Here is a 20,827-nt window from a genome sequence, read left to right as displayed (position 1 = left end):
CAAACGCCCCCGCCGTCCTTCACAGAGATGGGAAACCTCGTGAGATCAACGCCGCGATCGGGCCGCGCCCGCGGGTCACTTGCGATCACCTTCGCCGCCGCCCTCGTGCTGACCGCCTGCGGTTCGGGCGACGGCGCTACCTCCGACGGCGCCACGGACGGCATCGCCCGGCCCGGCGGCACCCTGACCTTCGCGGTCGGCTCGTACGCCGGATGCGTCGACCCGCACCAGGTGGGCAGCAACGACACCATCTACTCGCTGCGCCAGATCGTCGACTCGCTGACCGACCAGGACCCCGCCACCGGGAAAATCGTGCCCTGGCTGGCGGAGAGCTGGGAGGTCAGCCCGGACGCGAAGACCTTCACCTTCCGCCTGCGGCCGGGCGTCACCTTCAGCGACGGCACCCCGGTCGACGCGCGGGCGGTGAAGGACAACTTCGACGCCGCCCTCAAGCTCGGCGCCAAGGCCAGCCTGGCGACCGGCTACCTCAGCGGGTACGTCGCCACCGAGGTGCGCGACGACCTCACCGCAGTCGTCTCGTTCGGCCAACCCAACGCCCAGTTCCTCCAGGCCACCTCGACCTTCTCCCTCGGCCTGGTGGCCGGCACGAGCGTACGGAAGACGCCGGACCAGCGGTGCACCGACGGCGTCGTCGGCTCCGGCCCGTTCGTGCTCGACGGCTACCTGGCCAACCAGTCGATCACCCTGGTCAAGCGCAAGGGCTACAACTGGGGTTCGTCGCTGTGGCGGAAACCGGGTGAGGCGTACCTGGACCGGGTGCTGTTCACCGTCGTTCCGGAGGCCGGTGTGCGTACCGGAAGTCTGGCTTCGGGGCAGGTCGACGCCATCGGCAGCGTCAGCCTCGCCGACGAGGCCGCGCTCGGGGCCGGCGGCGGTGTCGACCTCCGGGCGCGGGCCAATCCGGGCGTCGTGTTCAACCTCGGGCTGAACAACTCCGGACCGGCGCTGCGCGACGTCGCGGTACGGCAGGCGATCCAGGTCGCACTCGATCGACGGCAGATCGTCGACACCGTCTACCCGACCGGCAGCAAGCCGGCGACCAGCATCCTGGCCCACACCACGCCGTACTACCGCGATCTCGGCGCGCAGCTCACCTTCGACCAGGCCAGGGCGAAGTCGCTGCTCGACGCCGCCGGCTGGCGGGTCGGCGGCGACGGCATCCGAACCCGCGACGGCGCCCGGCTCAGCCTGTCCGTCGGCTGGTTCGCCAACGCGGCGACCAACCAGCCGTCGCTGGAGCTGATCCAGCAACAGCTCAGGGCGGTCGGTGTCGAGATCACCCTGAAGGAACTTCAGCTCGCCAAGATCGCCCAGGTGCAGCAGGCCGGCGACTTCGACGCGCTGTGGGGGAACATCACCCGGGCCGACCCCGACATCCTGCGCGCCACCTACTCCACCGGTCTGGCCAACGTGTACCGGCTGGCGCCCGGCCCGCTGGACGCGGTGCTGACCGAGCAGGCCGCGACGGTCGACCAGGCCAAGCGGCAGGCCCTGGTCGACCAGGCTCAGGAGCTGATCGTACGGGACGCGTACGTGATCCCGGTGGTGGAACTGACCACCGCGCTGGGCGTCTCCAAGAAGGTGCACGACCTGGGCTTCGAGGCGTCGAGCCGGATCCAGCTGCACGACACCTGGAAGAGCTGACCCGGCACCGACCGGACGAGCGGTGGAAGGGAGCGGATCGTGCGTCGGTACGTGATCGGCCGTCTCGGCCAGGCCGTGTTGGTGCTGTGGGCGGCCTACACGCTGTCGTTCCTCGTACTGGACTTCCTGCCGGGCGATCCGGTGTCGGCGATGGCCGGCGGCGGACTCGACCAGGCCAGCGTCGACCCGGCCCAACTCGAAGCCCTCAAACGGGAGTACGGCTTCGACAAGCCGGTGCTGGTGCAGTACGCCGACTATCTCGGCCGGGCCCTGCGGGGCGACCTCGGCAACTCGGTCGCGACCGGTCAACCGGTCACGACGACGATCGGCGATGCCCTGCCGCAGACGCTCGCGCTGACCGGTGCCGCGCTGCTGCTGGCCGTCGTGTTCGGTACCGGGCTGGCGCTGGCCGCCACCTACACGTCGACCCGTACGCTCCGGCAGCTGCTGCTGTCGTTGCCGGCGCTCGGCGTGTCACTGCCGACGTTCTGGGTCGGGCTGATGCTCGTCCAGCTCTTCTCCTTCCGGTTCCATCTGCTGCCGGCGTTCGGCAACGACGGCCTCGGCAGCCTGATCCTGCCCGCGGTCACGCTGGCCGTGCCGACCGGCGCGCTACTGGCCCAGGTACTGGCGAAGAGCCTGTTCACCGCGCTCGACGAGCCGTACGTGCAGACCGCGCGGGCCAAGGGCGTGGGGCGGGTACGGGTGCACCTGCGGCACGCCCTGCGCAACGCCGCCCTGCCCGCGCTGACCATCGTCGGGCTGCTGGTCGGCAACCTGCTGGCGGGTTCCGTGGTCGTGGAGACGGTCTTCTCCCGCAACGGCATCGGTCGGGCGACGGTGAGCGCGGTGACCGTACAGGACATTCCGGTGGTCCAGGGCGTCGTGGTGTTCGGCGCCCTGGTCTTCGTGGGCGTGAATCTCGCCGTCGACCTGGTCTATCCACTCTTCGACCCACGGATCGTGGTGGCCACCACGGCCACCCGGCGAAGGAGCCTCGTGTGAGTCAGACAGTCGTCGGTGACCCGGCGCTGGGCATCGGGCCGGGCCCCGGCCGGCGTACCGGATCGACACCGACCGGCCCGGAGCCCGCGCGCGGTCCCGACCTGCGGCGGGTGGCCCGTTTCCTGGTCCGACGCCCCGGCCTCGTGCTCTCCGTCGTGGTCGTCGCCCTGGTGGTGCTGGCGGCGTTCTGGCCGGCGCTGTTCACCGGACGCGATCCGCTGCTCGGGGTGCCCGCCGACCGGTTCCAGGGGCCGGGCGGCCAGCACTGGTTCGGCACCGACGAGATCGGCCGCGACGTGTACGCGCGGGTCGTGCACGGGGCGGCGCTGTCGCTGAAGACGACCCTGATCGCGGTCGCGGTGGCGTTCGTCGTCGGCGGGGCGATCGGCCTGGTCGCCGGGTTCGTCGGCGGGTGGGTCGAGGAGACGCTGATGCGGCTGGTCGACGTGTTGCTCGCCATCCCCGCGCTGTTCCTGTCCCTGGCCCTGGTCACCGCGCTCGGCTTCGGCACGGTGAAGGTCGCGGTGGCCGTCGGCATCGCCAGCGTCGCCGGCTTCGCCCGGGTGATGCGCGCGGAGGTGCTCCGGGTACGGCACGCCACCTACGTCGAGGCCGCCCGGTCCTCGGGGGCCCGCTGGTACTCGATCCTGCTGCGGCACGTGCTGCCGAACGCGATGGGGCCGGTGCTGGTGCTGGCCACCCTCGACTTCGGTACGGCGATCCTGGCCGTGTCGTCACTGAGTTTCCTCGGTTACGGTGCGGCGCCACCCGCGCCGGAGTGGGGGACGTTGATCTCGACCGGGCGGAACTACCTGGCGAACGCATGGTGGCTCTCGACGCTTCCGGGCCTGGCGGTCGCGGCGACGGTGCTGGCCACGAACCGGATCGCCCGAGCCGTCGACGGGGAGTGGGCGAGCCAGCGATGACGGGACAACACGCTGCCGCAGGCGGCGGCGAGAGCCTGCTTGAGGTGCGCAACCTGTCGGTCTCGTACGGGTCGCGGTCCGGACCGGTGCCGGCGGTCGACGGCGTCGACTTCGACGTCCGGCCGGGCGAGGTCGTCGCGGTGGTCGGGGAGTCCGGTTCAGGCAAGAGTACGACCGCGCACGCGATCATCGGCCTGCTACCCAGCGGTGGGCGGGTCGACACCGGCAGCATCAGGTTCGCCGGGCGGGATCTCGGCAGGCTGTCCGAACGGGAGTTCCGCACCGTCCGGGGCGCCCAGATCGGGCTCATCCCGCAGGACCCGGCGGTGTCGCTCAACCCGGTGAAGCGGATCGGTGAGCAGGTCGCGGAGGTGCTGCGGGTACACGGGCTGGCCACTCGTCGGTCGGCGGGCCCGGACGCGGTCGAGTTGCTGCACCGGTCGGGCCTGCCCGATCCGGGCACCCGAGCGCGCCAGTATCCGCACGAACTCTCCGGCGGCATGCGACAGCGGGTCCTGATCGCGATAGCGATAGCGGCCAGACCCCGCCTGATCATCGCGGACGAGCCGACCAGTGCGCTCGACGTGACCGTGCAGCGGGTGATCCTCGACCACATCCAGAGCCTGACCGAGGAGCTCGGCACCGCCGTGCTGCTGGTGACCCACGATCTCGGGGTGGCCGCCGACCGGGCGCAGCGGTTGGTGGTGATGTCGCGGGGGCGGGTGGTCGAGACCGGCCCCACCCGCGACGTGCTGCGCGACCCGGCCGACCCCTACACCCGCCACCTGTTGCGCAGCGCGCCGAGCCTGGCCGCCGGGCGGACCGGGGCGCCGGCCCGCGCCCGACCACCGGCCGACCCGGCCCGAGGGCCGCTGGTGACGGTGGAGAATCTGGTCAAGGACTTCCCGCTGCCGGCGGCCGGCGCCGGCCGGCGCAGCGTACGGGCGGTGGACGGGGTCAGCTTCACCGTCCACCGCAACGAGACGCTGGCCCTGGTCGGCGAGTCCGGTTCGGGGAAGTCGACCACGGCCCGGCTGGTGCTGCGGCTCACCGAGCCGGACGCCGGGCGGATCCTGTTCGACGGTGCCGACATCACCGGGGCCCGGGGCGCCGCGCTGCGTCGACTGCGCCGCCGCGCGCAGCTCGTCTACCAGAACCCGTACGCCTCGCTCGACCCTCGGTTCTCGATCCGTGAGGTGATCGTGGAGCCGTTACGCGTGTTCGGCATCGGTGACCGGGCGTCCCGCCGGGCCCGAGCCCGTGACCTCGTCGAACGGGTGGCGTTGCCGGTCTCGGTGCTCGACCGCCGGCCCGCGCAGCTGTCGGGCGGCCAGCGCCAACGGGTCGCGATCGCCCGCGCCCTCGCCCTCTCCCCCGAGCTTGTCGTCTGCGACGAGCCGGTGAGCGCACTGGACGTGTCCGTGCAGGCGCAGGTGCTCGAACTGCTCGCCGAACTGCAAGCGACCACCGGTGTGGCGTACCTGTTCATCTCGCACGATCTCGCGGTGGTGCGGCAGATCGCCGACCGGGTGGCCGTGATGCGGGCCGGCCGGATAGTCGAGATCGGCACGACCGCCGAGCTGTTCGACCGCCCGGCACACCCGTACACCCGCGAACTGCTCGCGGCGATTCCCGGCCACGGGTACGCCGCCAGCGAGGGTTGACGGGTGGGCGCGCCCGTACGGACCCAGTTGACGTGGACCGAAAACCCATTCACTCAGTAGGCTTTTCCCCGGTTGTCCCGCTCCGACCCTCTCGGAGGTATCCCATGCCCGGACTGTCCCCCTTCAGCCGGCTGGCCAGCCCCGCCGACCCCGACACCCACGGCGAGTACCGGATCGTCCGGCGACCCGACGACCCCCGCCCGGTCTACCGTTTCTCCGGACGGATCGACGAGCACAGCCCCGCCGGCTTCACCCCGCGCGCCGGCCGTTACCACATCTACGCGGGATGGTTCTGCCCCTGGGCGCACCGGGTGACCATCACCCGAGCCCTCGCCGGCCTGGACGACGTCGTCAGCGTGTCCTACGTGGACAACGTCCGCGACGGGCGCGGCTGGGCGTTCCGCGAGCGGTACGGGCCGGACCCGGTGAACGGGTTCACCCTGCTGCGCGAGGCGTACGAGGCCACCGAGGAGAACTTCGACGGCCACATCTCGGTGCCGGCGCTCTGGGACCGGGTCACCGCCGGGGTGGTCAGCAACACCTTCAAGACCATCGGAATCGACCTCGCGACCCAATTCCGGCAGCTCGCCACCCCGCTCGTGGACACCTATCCGGAGCGCCACCGCGAGGAGATCGAGGAACTGGACGAGTGGCTCAACCCGACGGTCAACTGGGGCGTCGGTACGGCGGCCCGGACCGACGAGGACGGCGTACGGGCCCGGACCGCGCTGCTCGACGCGCTCGCGACGCTGGACGAACGGTTGGCGACCCGGCGGTACCTGGTCGGGTCGACGGTGACCGAGGCCGACGTCCGGCTCTGGGTGACCCTGGTCCGCTACGACGTCCAATCCAACGCCCACCGGGCCATCAACCCCGGCCTGCACGAGTTCCCGCACCTGTGGGCGTACGCGCGGGACCTCTACACCCTGCCCGCGTTCCGGGACACCACCGACTTCAGCTCGTTCGCCGCGCCGGACGCGCGGATCCCCGACTGGCACGCCCCGGCGAACCGCACCGGGGTGTGACGCCGGACCCCACCGGGGCCGGCAGCACGGGCAGGGCCCGGGTGTCCACCGACACCCGGGCCCTCGTCTGTCACTCGTCGCGGAACCTACCCGCCGGTGCTACCGCTGGGACGCCCAGAGCACGGCCCGGCCGAGCTGCGGCTGGATGCCCTTCGGGTGGGTGCGGTAGGTCGGGTCCGTACCGAAGAGCACCACGCCGTTGCCCGCGGCCGTGACGCCCCGGACGATGCTGGCCTGGTTGGCCGCCGCGGTCGGGCCGTTGGTGCCGGCCGCGTTCGCCGCCCACCAGCCGGAGAGCAGCGGGTCGGCGGCGTAGGACTGCTCCACCGTCACCCCGGCGCCCAGGTTGGTGAACCAGACCGGCTGGTTGATGAACGAGTGCGGGATCGCACCCGAGGTCACCGGCCCCTGGCTGTTGACGATGTTGACCACGCCGCTGGCCAGCGAGGCGCCCGCGGTGGCCGTGACGGTCAGCAGCCCGGCGGCGTTGCTGAAGTTCGCCCCGGCGGTGTCCAGACCGATGACCCCGCCGCCCCGGACGAGGAAGGCGTTCAGCGCGGCCCGGTTCTCCGCCGTCAGGTTCGCCAGGTTGAGGTTGCCGCCGACCAGCAGTACGTCGACGTCCGCGGTGAGGGTCGTGGCCAGCGTCGCGGCGGTGACGGTACGCGCCTCGAAGCCGAGATCCTTGAGCGTGTCGCGTTCCTCGACCGTACCCAGGTAACCGACGACGACCCGGTCCAGCAGGGTCCCCTGCCAACCCGCCGGGGCGGCTTCGAAGGCGACGTCGTGCTTACGGGACTCGGCCGCGGCGAGCCGGCGGTTGGTGGTCGTGTGCGGGATGGCGACCGACCCGTCGGACAGCCGGTAGACGCTGACGCCCTGGTCCAGCAGCGCGTTGACGGCGAGCAGGTCGGCGGCGTCCTGGAGGTTCAGCCGCAGGTCGGGCGTACCGCCCGGCACGGCGCTTTCGGCCTTGCCGTCGTAGGCCCGGACCAGGCTCACCGTCGGCAGCTGGTCCCACAGGGTGTCGACGGTCGCGCCCCAGGTCAGTCCCTGGCTCCAGGCGGCCGGGCCGGCATAGAGGTCGTCCACCCGCTCGGTGATGTCGACACCGGGTTCGAGCAGGGAGTTGACCAGGCCACGCTTGGGCTGGTGCATGTCGATCACGTACGAGCCGGCGGGGTAGTTCTTGCCGTTGGCGGTGAAGCTCGCCTGCGCCCGCCACACCCGGCCGCCGCTGCCGATCAGCAGGTCGACGAGGCGGGCCGCGGCCGGCGCGGAGTGCTGGCCGGAGCCGGCCGGGATGACGTACGAGCGGGGGAAGGTGGTGTGGTAGTTGTCCTCCGGGCCCCAGCCCGGTACGTAGCCGTCCGGGATGTCCCGCAGCGGCTCACCGGCCCAGCCGCGCCGGTAGCCCTCGGCCTGGTCGAACAGCACCTCGGCCCGGTGGTCCTGGATGTACTGCAACGAGGTCTTGATCGCCACCTCGTGCACGTCGGTGTTGATGCCGGAGCGGCGCAGCTTCTCCGCCGGGGTGAGGTTGCCGCGCGGGTTCAGCGGTGCCTCGATCGTGTACGGGATGCTGCTCTGCAACATCGCGAAGGACGGCACGTAGATCGGCGGGAAGTCGTCCCAGACGCCGGGTTCGTCGTCCCGGAACGGGATCCGCGCCTGCTGCGTCTCGGGGTAGCCCAGCGCCTTGAGGCCCTGCTCGATCGCGAGCGCGTTCGGCAGGCCGTGCTTGATGTAGAGGTCGTACTCGTTGTTGACGTTGTGCGGCGGGGTGCTCGGGTGCAGCAGCGTCGGGTTGACGTAGCCGTGCAGGTCGAGCGTGATGATCGGCCGGGTGTCGACGATCAGCTCACGGATCAGGTTGGTCTCGGGCTGCGACACGATGGTCAGGTCGCGGTTGAGGTCGTAGCCCGCCGCGTTCTGCCGGGTGCCGGCCACCCGACCGTCCGGGTTGGAGGTGACGTTGAAGACCAGCCGGTTGCGCTTGAGCAGCTGCGCGACCTGGGGATCGGTGCTGGTCGCGAACTCCTCGATCACCCGCAGGGCGGCGTCGGTGCCCTCCCACTCGTTGCCGTGGATGTTGGCGTTGATGAACAGCGGGGTCTTGTAACCCTCCAGGAAACGCCGGTCCTGCTGGGCGGTCGCCGGGTGGTCCTCGATCTGACGGCGCCAGTTCTCCTGCCGCCGCGCCTCGTCCTGGGTCTCCGGTGCGGTCACCGTCACCGCGTACAGGTCGTAGCCGCCGGCCGACTTTCCCGCCACCCGGGCCGACACCCGGTCGGTGTTGGCCTGAAGGGCGTTGAGCTTCGGGGCGATCTCGTCGTACGGGGTGACGCCGATCGGGATGGAGGCGTCGTTCGGGTTGTCCGCCCAGACCGGTAGCACGTTGCGGGCGGGGTAACCGGTGATGCCCCAGAAGTCGACGCCGGACGGGGGCACGGACGGCAGCGCGGAGGCGTTCACCGGCGCGGCCCAGGCCATGGTGCCCAGGAGCGAGGCGGCAACCGATGCCGCGGCGATCCGGGAGAGCTTTCTACCCATGAAAGGGGGATCTCCTGTCGGGATATAGGACAATGCGCGCGGACAGACGTCCCCTCGGGGCCGGAGACCCGGGGGAGCGGAGAAACGTCAGCAGCGTGCGAGGAAGGAGGAGCCCGGCGTCAGATGGAGCGTCGACAGGCGGCGCTGGCGACACGCAGGAGGTCGATGTGACCCCGCTTTGTCAGATAGGCGCTTCGCACGTACTAGATCTTCGTTTACTCATGATCACCTGTCAACCAGAAGTGTGCATCCGTTGATCCGTACGTGACGAAGCGAACCCGGCGGGACGGCGGACCGAGGCCGCCGTCGATACGCTGTCGGAACCGCCGACCGGCGGTCCTGGCAGGGGGGATCTCAACGATGCAGCTCAGGGCGTTCGGCTCGACCGGCCTACGGGTCAGCGCGATCGGCCTCGGTGCCTGGCAGCTCGGCCGATCGGCACAGTGGCCAGACGGACCGGATCCGACGGAGGCGGTCCGGATCGTGCACACCGCGCTCGACGCCGGGGTCAACCTCATCGACACCGCACCCGGATACGCCGACGGACAGAGCGAGTCGAACATCGGCCGGGCGCTGACCGGCCGCCGCCGCGACGAGGTGATCCTCTGCACCAAGGTCGGTTACCACCCCGACGGCAGCCCGAACTGGGCACCCGGCGCCGTCGAGGCGTCGATCGAGAGCAGCGCCCGCCGGATGAACGTCGACCACGTCGACATCGTCGTCCTGCACAACCCGCCGCCGGAGATCCTCGACGGCACCACCGGCGAGCACTACCAGGTCCTGCAACAGCTCAGGGACAAGGGCACGATCCGCGCCTACGGTGCGTCCGTCGACTGGGGAGCCGACATCGACACCGTACTGACCACCAGTGCCTCGGACGCGCTGGAGGTCCGGCTGTCCGCCCTCTACCAGGAGCCGTGGCAGGCGTTGGGCCGAGCCCGGGACCGGGGTGTCGGAACCCTGGTCAAGGTGCCACTGGAGTCCGGCTGGCTCGCCGGCAGGTACGACGCGGACAGCGTCTTCACCGACGTACGCGACCGGTGGACCCGCGCCGACGTCGTGCTGCGCGCCGGCCTGGTGGACGAGTTCCGGGAACTGCTGCCCGACGGGGTGAGCCTGCTCGACGGCGCGCTGCGCTTCCTGCTCCACTACGACGCGGTGTCCACCGTCATCCCCGGCACCAAGTCCCTGGCCCAACTGCACAGCAGCCTCGCCGCCGCCGCCGAGCCGCTGCCGACCGAGACGTTCCGGGCGATCCGGGGCTGGTACGACGAACGACTCGCCGCCCAGCCCCTCGACTGGTAGCCGCGCCGGTCAGCCACCGCTCCCGTTCTCCGGGCGGGGCCCGCCGCTGGTGCGGGACCCCGCTCGGGCCGTCCAGTTGCTCAGGCCGACCAGATCGTCCGGTGGCGCGTCCGGCACCTCGTCGTCGAACCGGGACAGCGTACGCACCCGCAACGACACCGCCACCACCACCGCGACACAGGCGGCGAACAGGATGTAGAGCAGGCCGGTGCCCCGTCCCGGCCCGACGCCGAGCACCTGCCCGACGGTGTCGGCGAGCGCACCGTCGGCCAGCAGCAGCGGCTCGAACCGCGGCACCAGCAGCGGGGCGAGTACGGCCTGACCGAGCGGCATCGTCGACAACGCGATGACCATGTTCAGGGCGATCACCCGGGCGTGCAGCCGCTGCGGCACCTTGGTCTGGATGATGGTCAGCCAGATCCCGTTGATCACCGACAGCGACAGCGACATCCCGAGCGCGCCCGCCGCCACCACCGCGACGCTCGGCCGCAGCCCGGTGACCAGGCCACCCGCCGCGAACGCGAACGTCAGCAGCAACATGCCGCGCATCCGCCGGTGCCGGGGACCGCCCCACGCCGTCATGATCAGGCCACCGACGACCGCCCCGATGCCACCGGCGAGCGACACCTGGGCCACCGACTCCAGCGGGGCGAACGCCAGGACCAGCGGGGAGAGCAGCAGGAACAGCGGCGCGAGGAACAGGTTGAACGCGGCGAAGAACAGCACCATGGCCCGGAAGCTGCGGTTCTGCACCGTGTACCGCAGCCCCCCGGTGATCTCGGCGAGCAGGCTCTCCCGGCGTCGGCGGGCCATCGTCCGGGGGAACTTGACCAGCACCAGCACGGTGACCGCGAACAGGTAACTGCCCAGGTCGATCAGGAGGATGCCGCCCAGGCCGATGGTGGCGATCAGACCGACCGCGACCAGCGGTACGAGGAACTGGGCGACGCCACCGCCGAGCTGGACCATCCCGTTGGCGTGACCGAGGTAGCGCTTGGGCACCAGTTGCGGCACCGCCGACATGTACGCCAGCCGTTGGAAGGTCAACGCGACCGACAACCAGCCGACGAAGGTGTAGATGTGCCACGGCTGGAGTTGGTCGGTCCAGTAGAACGCGGCGAACAGGGCGATCGCGGTCAGCGCGGCGAGGTCCCCGGCGAGCATGGCCCGACGCCGGTCAGTGCGGTCGATGATCGCACCGGCGATCGGCGCGGCCAGGATGCCCGGCACCTGACCGAGCACCGCGAACAGCGCGAACCGGATCAGCGACCCGGTTTCGAGGTAGGTCCACAGCGGCACCGCGAAGGTGGTCAACGCCGACCCGATCGCCGAGACGAGCTGCCCGGTGGCGACCGTCAGGAACCGCCCCATCCCCGGCTGCTGCTCGACGGCCGCCGCAGGCGCCGGATCGGTCTCCCGGGAGACCGCGGTGACCTGCCACGACAGGTCCGGGTCGTACGCCGCGACGGGCTGGTCCAGGTGCCCGTCGACGGCGGTGATGATGTCGGCGACCTCGTCGGCGCGGAACTTAGCGAAGTAGTGCCCGGCCTCCTGCAACACCACCAGGGCGGTGGTGTCGCTGAGGAAGTGCCACTCCCGGTACCGCTCCTGGTGGTACTCCGTACCGGGGTCGCGGTCGCCGACGACGCTGATCACCGGCGCCCGCAGCGGGGTCGCCTGCTGGTGCAGCAACTCGGTGAAGTAGTTCTCGGCCGCCTCGCCGTCGTGCCGCATCGCCCGGATCAGGAACCGCTGCTGCTCCGGATCGAGCGCACCGAGGTCGGCGCCCATGCCCTGGAGCCAGTTGGCGTAGACCCGGTCGCCGCGCAGCCGCTCACCGAGACGGAGCCGGGTGAGCCGGCCGAGCAGTCCGCCGACCGGTCGGGCGAACGGGAAGATCCCGCCGAGGTAGAGCGCGTCGAGTTCCCGGCCGGCCGCCTCCAACCGCCGGGCGACCTCGACCGCGAGCGCCCCACCGGGCCCGCAGTGCCCGTACACCACCAGGGGGCCGCTGATCGTGGTCAGGATCTCCTCGGTGAGCCGCTGCGCGGTCACCTCGATCGGCTCGATCTCCTCGGCCAACCCGATGTCGTGTCCGGGTACGGCGACCGCGTACAGGCTGTGGCCGTCCGGGAGGGCGTCGGCCAGCGGCTGGTACACCACGGCGTTCGCCCCGCCGTACGGGACGCAGACGTACGAGCGTTTCCGGGGGCCGCTCGGCGCTCGGCTGAGTTCGTGCAGCAACCGGTCGGCCGGTTGGCCGGATTCGCCGGTGGCGAGCAGGGCGAGTTCCCGGACCGTACGGCACCGGAACAGGTCCATCACGCTGATCGACCGCTCGGTGGTCAGCGTACGACGCAGCCGGGCCACCACCTGGGTGGCGAGCAACGAGTGCCCACCGAGGTCGAAGAAGTCGTCCAGCGCGCCGACCCGCTCGACTTCGAGCACCGTCTCCCACACCTGCGCGATGGCGGTCTCGACCGGACCGTCCGGCGGGACGTGTTCGCCGGCGGCGGCGGTCGAGGCGGCCGGTTCGGGCAGCGCCCGACGGTCGACCTTGCCGTGCTCCTGCAACGGCAACCGGTCCAACCAGACGAACTGGTTCGGGATCATGTACTCCGGCAGGATGCCGGCGAGCAGCCGGCGCAGCGTACCCGGATCCGGGTCGTCCGGGGTCGGCCCGGCACCGTCGGCGGCCTCGCGTTGCAGGTAGCCGACCAGCCGGTCACCGCGCAGCACGGCGACCGCCGCGCCCACCCCCGGGCAGTCGACCAGCGCGGCCTCCACCTCGCCCAACTCGACCCGGTAGCCGCGCAACTTGACCTGGCCGTCGCGCCGGCCGAGGAACTCCAACTGCCCGTCCGGGCGCCACCGGGCCAGGTCACCGGTGCCGTACATCCTGGCACCCGGCTCGACCGCGTACGGGTCGGGCCGGAACCGCTCCGCGGTCAGCCCCGGCTGACCGAGATAGCCCCGGGCCAGCCGGTCCCCGCCGAGGTACAGCTCGCCCGACACACCGACCGGCACCGGCCGCATCCGCTCGTCGAGCACGTAGACCCGGGCGTGCGGCAGCGGGCCGCCGATCGGGGTGGTGCCGGTGCCGGTGTCGGACGCCTCGACCCGGTAGGTGGTGACCCCGACGGTCGCCTCGGTCGGCCCGTAGTGGTTGAACACCGCCGCGTCGCCGCCGGCCAGCCCGGCCGCCCAGTCCAGTCGGGACGCCTCGCCGCCGAGCAGCAGCGCCCGCGCCGGAACCAGTCGCTGCGCCGGGACCTCGACCGCCAGCGCGGCCAGGTGCGACGGGGTCATCTTGAGGTAGTCGATGCGCTGGTCACGCAGATAGTCGGCGAGTTCGTCGCCGGTGCACCGACGCGGCACCAGATGCACCGCGCCGCCGCTGGCCAGGCCCAGGTAGAAGACGGTCACCGCGAAGTCGAACGACAGCGACTGGAGCAGCGCCCAGCGGGCGCCCGGCACCACGTCGATCCGCTCGGCGACCCCGTCGAGGTAGTTGCGCACCTGTCGGTGGGCCACCGCCACACCCTTGGGTCGCCCGGTCGAACCCGATGTGAAGATCACGTAGGCGAGGTCGTCCGGCTCCGCCACCGGCTCCGGCGCGACCGGACTCGACGCGGCGATCTCGTCGCGTACCTCGTCGAGCCGGACCGTGGCGACGGCGTCGAACCGGTCCACCAGGTCCGACGTGGTCAGCACCAGCGCCGGTCGGGCGTCGGCCATGATCGTGGCCAGCCGGGCCGGGGGCTGTTCCGGGTCCAGCGGTACGTAGGCGGCGCCGGCCCGCAGCACGCCCAGCAACGCCATCGCCAACTCGGCCGACTGCTCCAGACAGACCCCGACCAACGATCCCCGGCCGACACCACGGGCCCGCAGCCAGCCCGCCATCCGGTTCGCCCCGGCGTCCAACTCGCGGTAGTCGGTGGCGACACCGTCGTGCACGATCGCGGGTGCGTCCGGGGTGGCGACCACGTGCGCCGCGATCACGTCGGCGAGATTGCCCCCGGCCGACTGCGGTGCCGGCGCCCCGGTGCCCAACCCGAGTACGGCCGACCGCTGCGCCGCCGTCATCAGGTCCAGGTCGGCCAGGGACGTGTCCGGTCGGGCCACCGCCGCGGTCAGCAGCCGGTGATAGTGCTCGGCGAACCGGGCCACGGTGTCGGCGTCGAACAGTTCGGTCCGGTAGCCGAAGAGGCCGTACACGCCGTCGGGCAGCTCGTCCACGTACAGCGACAGGTCGTGCTTGTTGGTGGTGATCGGGCCGCCAGCCGGCAGCTGGACCAGGCCGTCGGGCCACTCCCCCGTCGACCCACCGGAGTTGTGCATGCCGAACAACACCTGGAAGATCGGCGACCGGCTGGTGTCCCGTTCGACGTTCAGCTCCTGCACGAGCCGTTCGAACGGCAGCTCCTGGTGACTGAGCGCCTCCAGTACCCGGTCGCGGGTCTGGGTCAGCAGTTCCGCGAACGTCAGCTCCGGACGGAGCTCCGCCCGCAGCGGCAGCATGTTCACGAACAGGCCGACGAGCCGCTCCAGCTCGGGGCGTACCCGTCCCGCGACCGGTGAACCGACCGCGAAGTCACGCTGGCCGCTCAGCCGGTAGAGCAGCACGTGCAGCCCGGCGAGCAACGTCATGAACAGCGTCGCGCCGTGCTCCCGGCCGAGCGACCTGAGCTCCTCGACCAGCTCGTCCGGGAAACGGATCCGATGACCCTCACCGCGCCAACCGGGCTGCGCCGGCCGGGGCCGGTCGACCGGCAGCTCCAGCGGCGGCACCCCGTGCAGCGCCTGCCGCCAGTACGCCAGGTCCCGGTCGGCCGCCGGGCCGGAGAGCCGCTCCCGCTGCCAGGCCGCGTAGTCGCCGTACCGGATCGGCAGCGGCGTGGGTGGCGGTGCCAGGTCGAGCCGGGCGGCGTAGAACGCGGCCCAGTCCGCGAAGAACACCGGCCACGACCAGCCGTCGCCGACGATGTGGTGCATCGCGACGTGGACCACGTGGTCGTCCGGACCGACCCGCACCACCAGCGCCCGCAGCAGCGGTGCCGCGGTCAGGTCGAACGGTCCACAGTCCTCGGTGGTCAGGGTCTGCGCCCGGTCGAGCACGTCCGGCTCGGTGTCCGGGTCCAGCGTCACGATCCGGAACGGCACCTCCACCCGTTGCGCCACCTCGGCCGAGGCCCGCCCCTCGTCGTCGACGGGGAAGCGGGTACGGAGCGTGTCCTGCCGTTCGACGACGTCGTCCAGGGCGTTGCGGAGCGCGTCGAGGTGCAGCCGGCCGCGTAGCCGCACCCCGCCGCGCATCACGTACGCGTCCGTGCCGGGGTCGAGCTGCTCCACGAACCAGAGCCGTTCCTGGCCGAACGAGATCGGCGGCGCGACACCGTCCGGCACCCGAGGAATCTCCGGTGCCTTCACCGCCGCCCCGGACCCCCGGCGCAGCCGCTGGGCGAGCAGCGCCCGACGCTGCTCCGACAGCCGCTCCGTACGCGCCAGCGCGACCGGCGCCAGCACCCTGTCGGGGGCCGGGACCGACTCGCTGTCGAGCTGGTTGTCGAGGTCGGTCACGAGTTCACGTCCTTGTCGAGAAGCCGGACTACCTCGTCGTCGGAGAGCTGCTCAAGGTCGGTGACCAGCAGTTCCTCCAGGGCCGCCGCGAATGCCTCCACGGTGGAGTGCACGAACAGGGTCCGGATCGGTATTTCCAGGTCGAGGGCGGCGCCGAGGCGGGCAACGGCCCTGGTGGCGAGCAGGGAGTGTCCGCCGAGGTCGAAGAAGTCGTCCAGGGCGCCGATCCGGTCCCGGCCGAGCACCTCACCCCACGTCGTCGCGACCAGTTCCTCGACCTCCGTGGCCGGTGGTACGTGTTCTCGGGTGTCGATGTCGAGGACGTCGGTGGGGAGGTTGCGTCGGTCAATCTTGCCGGCGGTGTTGAGCGGCATCGTCTCCAGGACCAGCACATGCCCGGGGACCATGTACCCCGGCAGGACCTCGGCCAGATACGACCGCAGCTGCCGCCCGGTCGGAGCCTCGATGCCAGCGGCGGTGACGTAGCCGACCAGGCGGGCGTCCTCGCCCTTGCCCGTCACGACGACCGCGGCCTGCCCCACCTCGGGATGCTCCAGCAGGCGGGCCTCGATCTCGCCGAGCTCGATCCGGTACCCGCGCACCTTGACCTGGTGGTCGACACGGCCCAGGAACTCCAGCCCGCCGCCCCGCAACCACCGCACCCGGTCCCCGGTCCGGTACAACCGCCCACCGGGCGCGCCGAACGGGTCGGGAACGAACCGACCGGCGGTCAACGCCGGCTGGCCCAGATACCCCCACGCCACCCCCGAACCACCGATCAGCAACTCACCCGGCACCCCCACCGGGACCGGCCGCAACCCCCGATCCACCACGTACACCTGCGTGTTCCCCACCGGCGCACCCAACGTCACCGCACCAACCCCGGCCGGTATCTCGGCGAGGGTGGACCAGATCGTCGTCTCCGTCGGCCCGTACACGTTCACCAGCCGGGACACCCGCGACCGCAACTCCCGACCCAACCCCACCGGTAGCTCCTCACCACCGGACAAGCCGACGACGCTCGGGAAGTCGAACCCGGCGTCGAGGAGCATCCGCCACCCCGACGGCGTCGCCTGCACGTGCGACACGCCCTCGTCCCGCACCAACCGGACGATCGCCGCACCGTCCTTCACCCGCTCCTCGGAAACGAGGACCAGACGACCACCGACGACCAGTGGCAGGAACAACTCCAATCCACTGATATCGAACGACAACGACGTCGACCCCAACCACACATCCGACGGACCACTGCCGAGCGCGTCCCGCATCGACAACAACAGGTTCGTCAACGCCGAATGCCCAACACCCACACCCTTCGGCCACCCCGTCGAACCAGACGTATAAAGCACATACGCCAAAGCCCCGGAATCAGTCGACTCTCCGTACGGATCCGGCGACTCCCGGTCAATGGTTGTCCCGTCCCGGTCCAACCACAACAGCCGCCCCGGACCACCATCACCAAGCTGTGCACCCACACCACTCTGAGTCACCACGAACCCGGCACCCGAATCAGACAGGAGCCACGACATCCGCGCCGACGGCAATCCCGGATCCAACGGCAGATAAGCCGCCCCACACCGCCACACCGCCAACAACGTCGCCAATACATCCGGCGTCCGATCCAGACACACCCCGACGATCGACCCCGGCACGACCCCGGAGCGGTTGAGGTACCGGGCGATCCGGTTCGCCCGCTCGTCCAACTCCCGGTAACTCCACGACCCGACCGCCACCGCATCCGGCGCCGCCTCGACCCGGGCAGCGAACAACGACGCAACAGTGCCCGCGTACGGACGACGCGGGCCCTGCCCCCGCGACAACACAGACCGCACACCCACCACATCGTCCAACGGCAACTCCGACACCCGCCGATCGACGTCCTCCACGCACCCCCGCAGCAACACCTCGAACCGACGCAACATCGCGCTGACCGTCTCGGGCGTGAACAGGGCGGTGTCGTAACGCGCCGTCATGGCCAGGCCGTTCGGCGTCATCCAGGCGTCGACCACGAGGTCGAACAGGGTCTGCACCACCCCGACGGTGAACGGGGCACCCTGGATGCCGGGCAGGACGTCCAGCCCCGGCTGGCCCTGGGTGTGCAGCACGAACATGGTCTCGAACAGCGGCGTACGACTCACGTCCCGCGCCACGTCCAACTCACCCACCAACCGCTCGAACAACACCTCCTGGTGGCCGTACGCGTCCAGGGCGGTGTCGCGGGTACGGCGCAGCAGGTCGCGTACGGTCGGGTCGCCGGACAGGTCACCCCGGAGCACCAGGGTCTGCACCAGGCAGCCGACGAGCCCCTCCAGGTCGGCACGGGAACGCCCGGCGCTGGCCGTACCGACGCAGACGTCCTCCTGACCGGCGTGCCGGCCCAGCAGCACCTGGTAACCGGCGAGCAGAACCATGAACAACGTGCACCGCTGCGTCTGCGCCAGTCGTTGCAGTCGAGCGGTCAGGTCACCGTCGAGCTGGTGCCGCACCTGAGCGGTGCGTGAGGTCTTGAACAGTGGTCGGGGCAGGTCGGTCGGCAGCGCCAGCACGGGCGCGCCGGCGAGCCGTTCACGCCAGTACGCGAGGTCCCGCTCCACCTTGCCCGCCGGCTGATCCGCCTGCTCACGCACGTAGTCCGCCCAGCCGACGGCCGACACCGGCAACTCGACCGGGTTGCCGTCGAGCAGGGCGCCGTAGGCCGTACGCAGGTCGGCCATGAGGATCGCCGCCGAGCTGCCGTCGAAGATCACGTGATGGACCACGACGAGCAGCACGTGGTCGTCCCGGCCCACGGTCAACAGCACGACCCGGATCAGGGGTCCACGGGCCAGGTCGAAACTGGTGTCGAAGACCTGCCGCCCGATCTCGCGGGCCCGGTTCTCCCGGAGCGACTCCGGCTCCCCGGTCAGGTCGACCCGTTCCAGGTCGAACGGACCCGGATCGGCGATCACCTGCACCGGTACCCCGGCCCGGTCGACGATCGTGGCACGCAGCGCCTCGTGCCGGAGGGTCACGGCGGCGAAGGCGCGAGCCAGCAGGTCGGCGTCGACGCTGCCACGCAACCGGCTGGCGTAGGTGACGTTGTTCGGCTGGCCCGGATCGAACCGGTCGAGGAACCACAGCCGTTCCTGCGCAGGCGACAGCGGTAGCTCAATCATGGTTCGCCACACTCCCCATTCGATCCATCAGGCACCCGCCCGGCACGCCATGGTTCACGGCACGTTCCGTGAGCCGCCATAACCGGACAGTGGTGTCCCGGTAACGTACAGGGCGCACATTCGACCGATCGGACACCGGCGCCGGTACGCGCGCGTACCGGCACGGGGCTCTCCGATCCACTGTCGACGGTGGCCGTTTTCGGCTGCTGCCAAAGGAACGGCGCACTTCGACAAGTATCTGTTTGCCGGAAGCGGCTCGGACCAGCCGAGAAAACGCATTCCGATGACCATTTGGACGATCCTGGGCGCCGGCCGATGGACCAGGATGAGTCTCGTCGCCGACCGGACCGGCGACCGGCCCCACGGTGTTCCGCGCCCGTCGGGCGTACCCGCCTGCCGCGTCCCGCCGTTCACCTGCTCGAATCGACTGTTCACCCGCAGTTGGTCCACGGCAACCTGGACACGTGACCGCCGCGGCCCGCTAATGGAGATCGCCTCCAGCCACCGGGCGTCCGGGCCGGCGAGCGGCAAACCCCCTACCTCTCCACCCCGTACCTTCGTGTCCCACGGCTGCCCGCGGTCGGACACCGGGACCCTGCACCCATCGGAGTCCGCCCGTGGACGCTGCTGTCCTCACGGAGGCGACAGCCACCGCCTATGTCGCCGCCGCCGGTTACCGGGTCGGCCCCGTCGGTCGCGTCGGCGTGGAACTGGAGTACGTCGTGCGCGACCCGGCGTACCCGCTCGACCGGCCGCCCGCCACCCGCCTGTACGCCGCGCTCGCCCACCTCGGCGACCCGCTGCCCGGAGGCGGCCGGATCAGTGTCGAACCCGGTGGCCAGCTCGAACTGTCGTCGGCCGTCGGCGCCGGCCTACAGGACTGCGTCGACGACGTCGCCGGGGACCTCGCGCTGGTCCGGGCGGCCCTCGCCGCGGACGGGCTCCGGCTCGACCCGACCGGCCTCGACCCGCACCGGCCACCCCGACTCGTCACCGGGCACCCGCGCTACCTCGCGCTGGCGGCCTACCACGACCGCACCGGCACCGCCGGTCGTACCGTCATGTGCAACAGCGCGTCGGTGCAGGTGTGCGTCGACGCGGGGGACGAATCAGACGGGTGGCGCGGGTACCGGCGGCGCTGGCGGCTGGCCAACGCGATCGGTCCGGTGCTGCTCGCCGCGTTCGCCAACTCCCCGCGCGTCGACCGGTCGGGTACCCGCTGGGTGTCGTACCGACAGGCGCTGCGCTTCGGCACCGACGCCAGCCGTACGCGGGCACCCCGGACCGCTGCCGATCCCCGTACCGCCTGGGCGAGGTATGCCCTCGCGGCCCGGGTCGCGGTGATCGCCCGACCCGATCCGCTGCCGTGGCTCGTACCGGCGGGCCTGACCATGCGGGACTGGCTCGCGGGTCACGGCCCGCGACCGGTCACCCTCGACGACCTGGAGCGGCACCTCGCCACCCTGGTCCCGCCGGTCCGACCGCGCGGCTACCTCGAATTCCGCATGATCGACCAGCAGCCGGGGGACGGCTGGGTGGTGCCGGCGGCGGTGACCACCGCCCTGCTGGACGACCCGACCGCCGCACACGCCGCGGCCGAGGCGACGGCGCAACTCGGCTACCTGCGCCCGCAGCGGGGCTGGCTGACGTCCGCCCGCGAGGGGCTGGCCAATCCGGCGCTGCGGGCCGCCGCGCTCACCTGTTTCACCGCCGCGGCCGATGCCCTGCCGCGACTCGGCGCCTCGACCGCGGTCCGGGCGGCCGTGACCGAATTCGTCGACCGGTACGTCATCCGCGGTCGCTGTCCCGCCGACGAGTTCACCGCGGCCGACCACCACGGTCACCTCCCCCGGTCCGCGAGCGCCCTGGGCTGAGTACGCGACGTCGACTCCGGGCCCGGCCGCACCGCCCCGCACCGGACCGACGGGCCCCGGAGGCGCGGGTCCGCC

11 protein-coding genes are annotated in these 20,827 nt (G+C 71.4%); 7 read left to right on the top strand and 4 right to left on the bottom strand.

Annotation, left to right across the window (positions count from 1 at the left end; genetic code table 11):
• Positions 1-39 precede the first annotated feature (39 nt).
• The 5 genes from OG792_RS15360 (at position 40) to OG792_RS15340 (ending at position 6,285) form a co-directional block, all read left to right on the top strand.
• The gene (locus OG792_RS15360; protein WP_329110297.1) at positions 40-1,665 is read left to right on the top strand and encodes an ABC transporter substrate-binding protein; all 1,626 of its coding nucleotides are present in this window, start codon (positions 40-42) and stop codon (positions 1,663-1,665) included.
• Between the two features lie 39 nt (positions 1,666-1,704).
• Complete coding sequence (locus OG792_RS15355; protein WP_329110296.1) at positions 1,705-2,670, top strand: ABC transporter permease; 966 nt, start codon at positions 1,705-1,707, stop codon at positions 2,668-2,670.
• On the top strand, positions 2,667-3,596 hold the full coding sequence (locus OG792_RS15350; protein WP_329110295.1) for an ABC transporter permease: 930 nt from the start codon (positions 2,667-2,669) through the stop codon (positions 3,594-3,596). Before OG792_RS15355 ends, OG792_RS15350 begins: the two co-directional genes overlap by 4 nt.
• Positions 3,593-5,260: an ABC transporter ATP-binding protein gene (locus OG792_RS15345; protein WP_329110294.1), complete on the top strand. Its 1,668-nt coding sequence runs from the start codon at positions 3,593-3,595 to the stop codon at positions 5,258-5,260. Before OG792_RS15350 ends, OG792_RS15345 begins: the two co-directional genes overlap by 4 nt.
• Before the next feature lie 104 nt (positions 5,261-5,364).
• Entirely contained in the window at positions 5,365-6,285 is a 921-nt protein-coding gene (locus OG792_RS15340) for a glutathione S-transferase C-terminal domain-containing protein (protein ID WP_329110293.1), read from the top strand.
• Between the two features lie 99 nt (positions 6,286-6,384).
• On the opposite strand, the gene OG792_RS15335 is transcribed toward OG792_RS15340, so the two are convergent.
• Together OG792_RS15335 and OG792_RS34705 are read right to left on the bottom strand one after the other, a co-directional pair.
• The gene (locus OG792_RS15335) at positions 6,385-8,838 is read right to left on the bottom strand and encodes a M14 family zinc carboxypeptidase (protein ID WP_329110292.1); all 2,454 of its coding nucleotides are present in this window, start codon (positions 8,836-8,838) and stop codon (positions 6,385-6,387) included.
• Between the two features lie 119 nt (positions 8,839-8,957).
• Positions 8,958-9,038, bottom strand: a complete 81-nt coding sequence (locus OG792_RS34705) for a putative leader peptide (RefSeq protein WP_442932474.1) — start codon at positions 9,036-9,038, stop codon at positions 8,958-8,960.
• 160 nt (positions 9,039-9,198) lie between these two features.
• Between OG792_RS34705 and OG792_RS15330 the strand changes: the two genes are divergently transcribed.
• Positions 9,199-10,143, top strand: coding sequence for an aldo/keto reductase (locus tag OG792_RS15330; protein WP_329110291.1), 945 nt, complete (start codon positions 9,199-9,201; stop codon positions 10,141-10,143).
• Between the two features lie 9 nt (positions 10,144-10,152).
• Here the strand turns inward: OG792_RS15330 and OG792_RS15325 are convergent, their stop codons facing one another.
• Positions 10,153-15,723: a non-ribosomal peptide synthetase/MFS transporter gene (locus OG792_RS15325; protein WP_329110290.1), complete on the bottom strand. Its 5,571-nt coding sequence runs from the start codon at positions 15,721-15,723 to the stop codon at positions 10,153-10,155.
• Positions 15,720-18,878, bottom strand: coding sequence for a non-ribosomal peptide synthetase (locus OG792_RS15320; protein WP_329110288.1), 3,159 nt, complete (start codon positions 18,876-18,878; stop codon positions 15,720-15,722). The genes OG792_RS15325 and OG792_RS15320 overlap by 4 nt, the downstream gene beginning before the upstream one ends.
• Positions 18,879-19,495: 617 nt before the next feature.
• On the opposite strand from OG792_RS15320, the gene OG792_RS15315 reads away from it, so the two are divergent.
• Positions 19,496-20,752 (top strand): glutamate-cysteine ligase family protein, encoded by a 1,257-nt coding sequence (locus tag OG792_RS15315; RefSeq protein WP_329110287.1) that lies wholly within the window; start codon positions 19,496-19,498, stop codon positions 20,750-20,752.
• Positions 20,753-20,827: the final 75 nt, after the last annotated feature.

Source organism: Micromonospora sp. NBC_01699 (assembly GCF_036250065.1).
Taxonomy (GTDB): domain Bacteria; phylum Actinomycetota; class Actinomycetes; order Mycobacteriales; family Micromonosporaceae; genus Micromonospora_G.
This window is presented reverse-complemented; position numbering and strand designations above follow the sequence as displayed.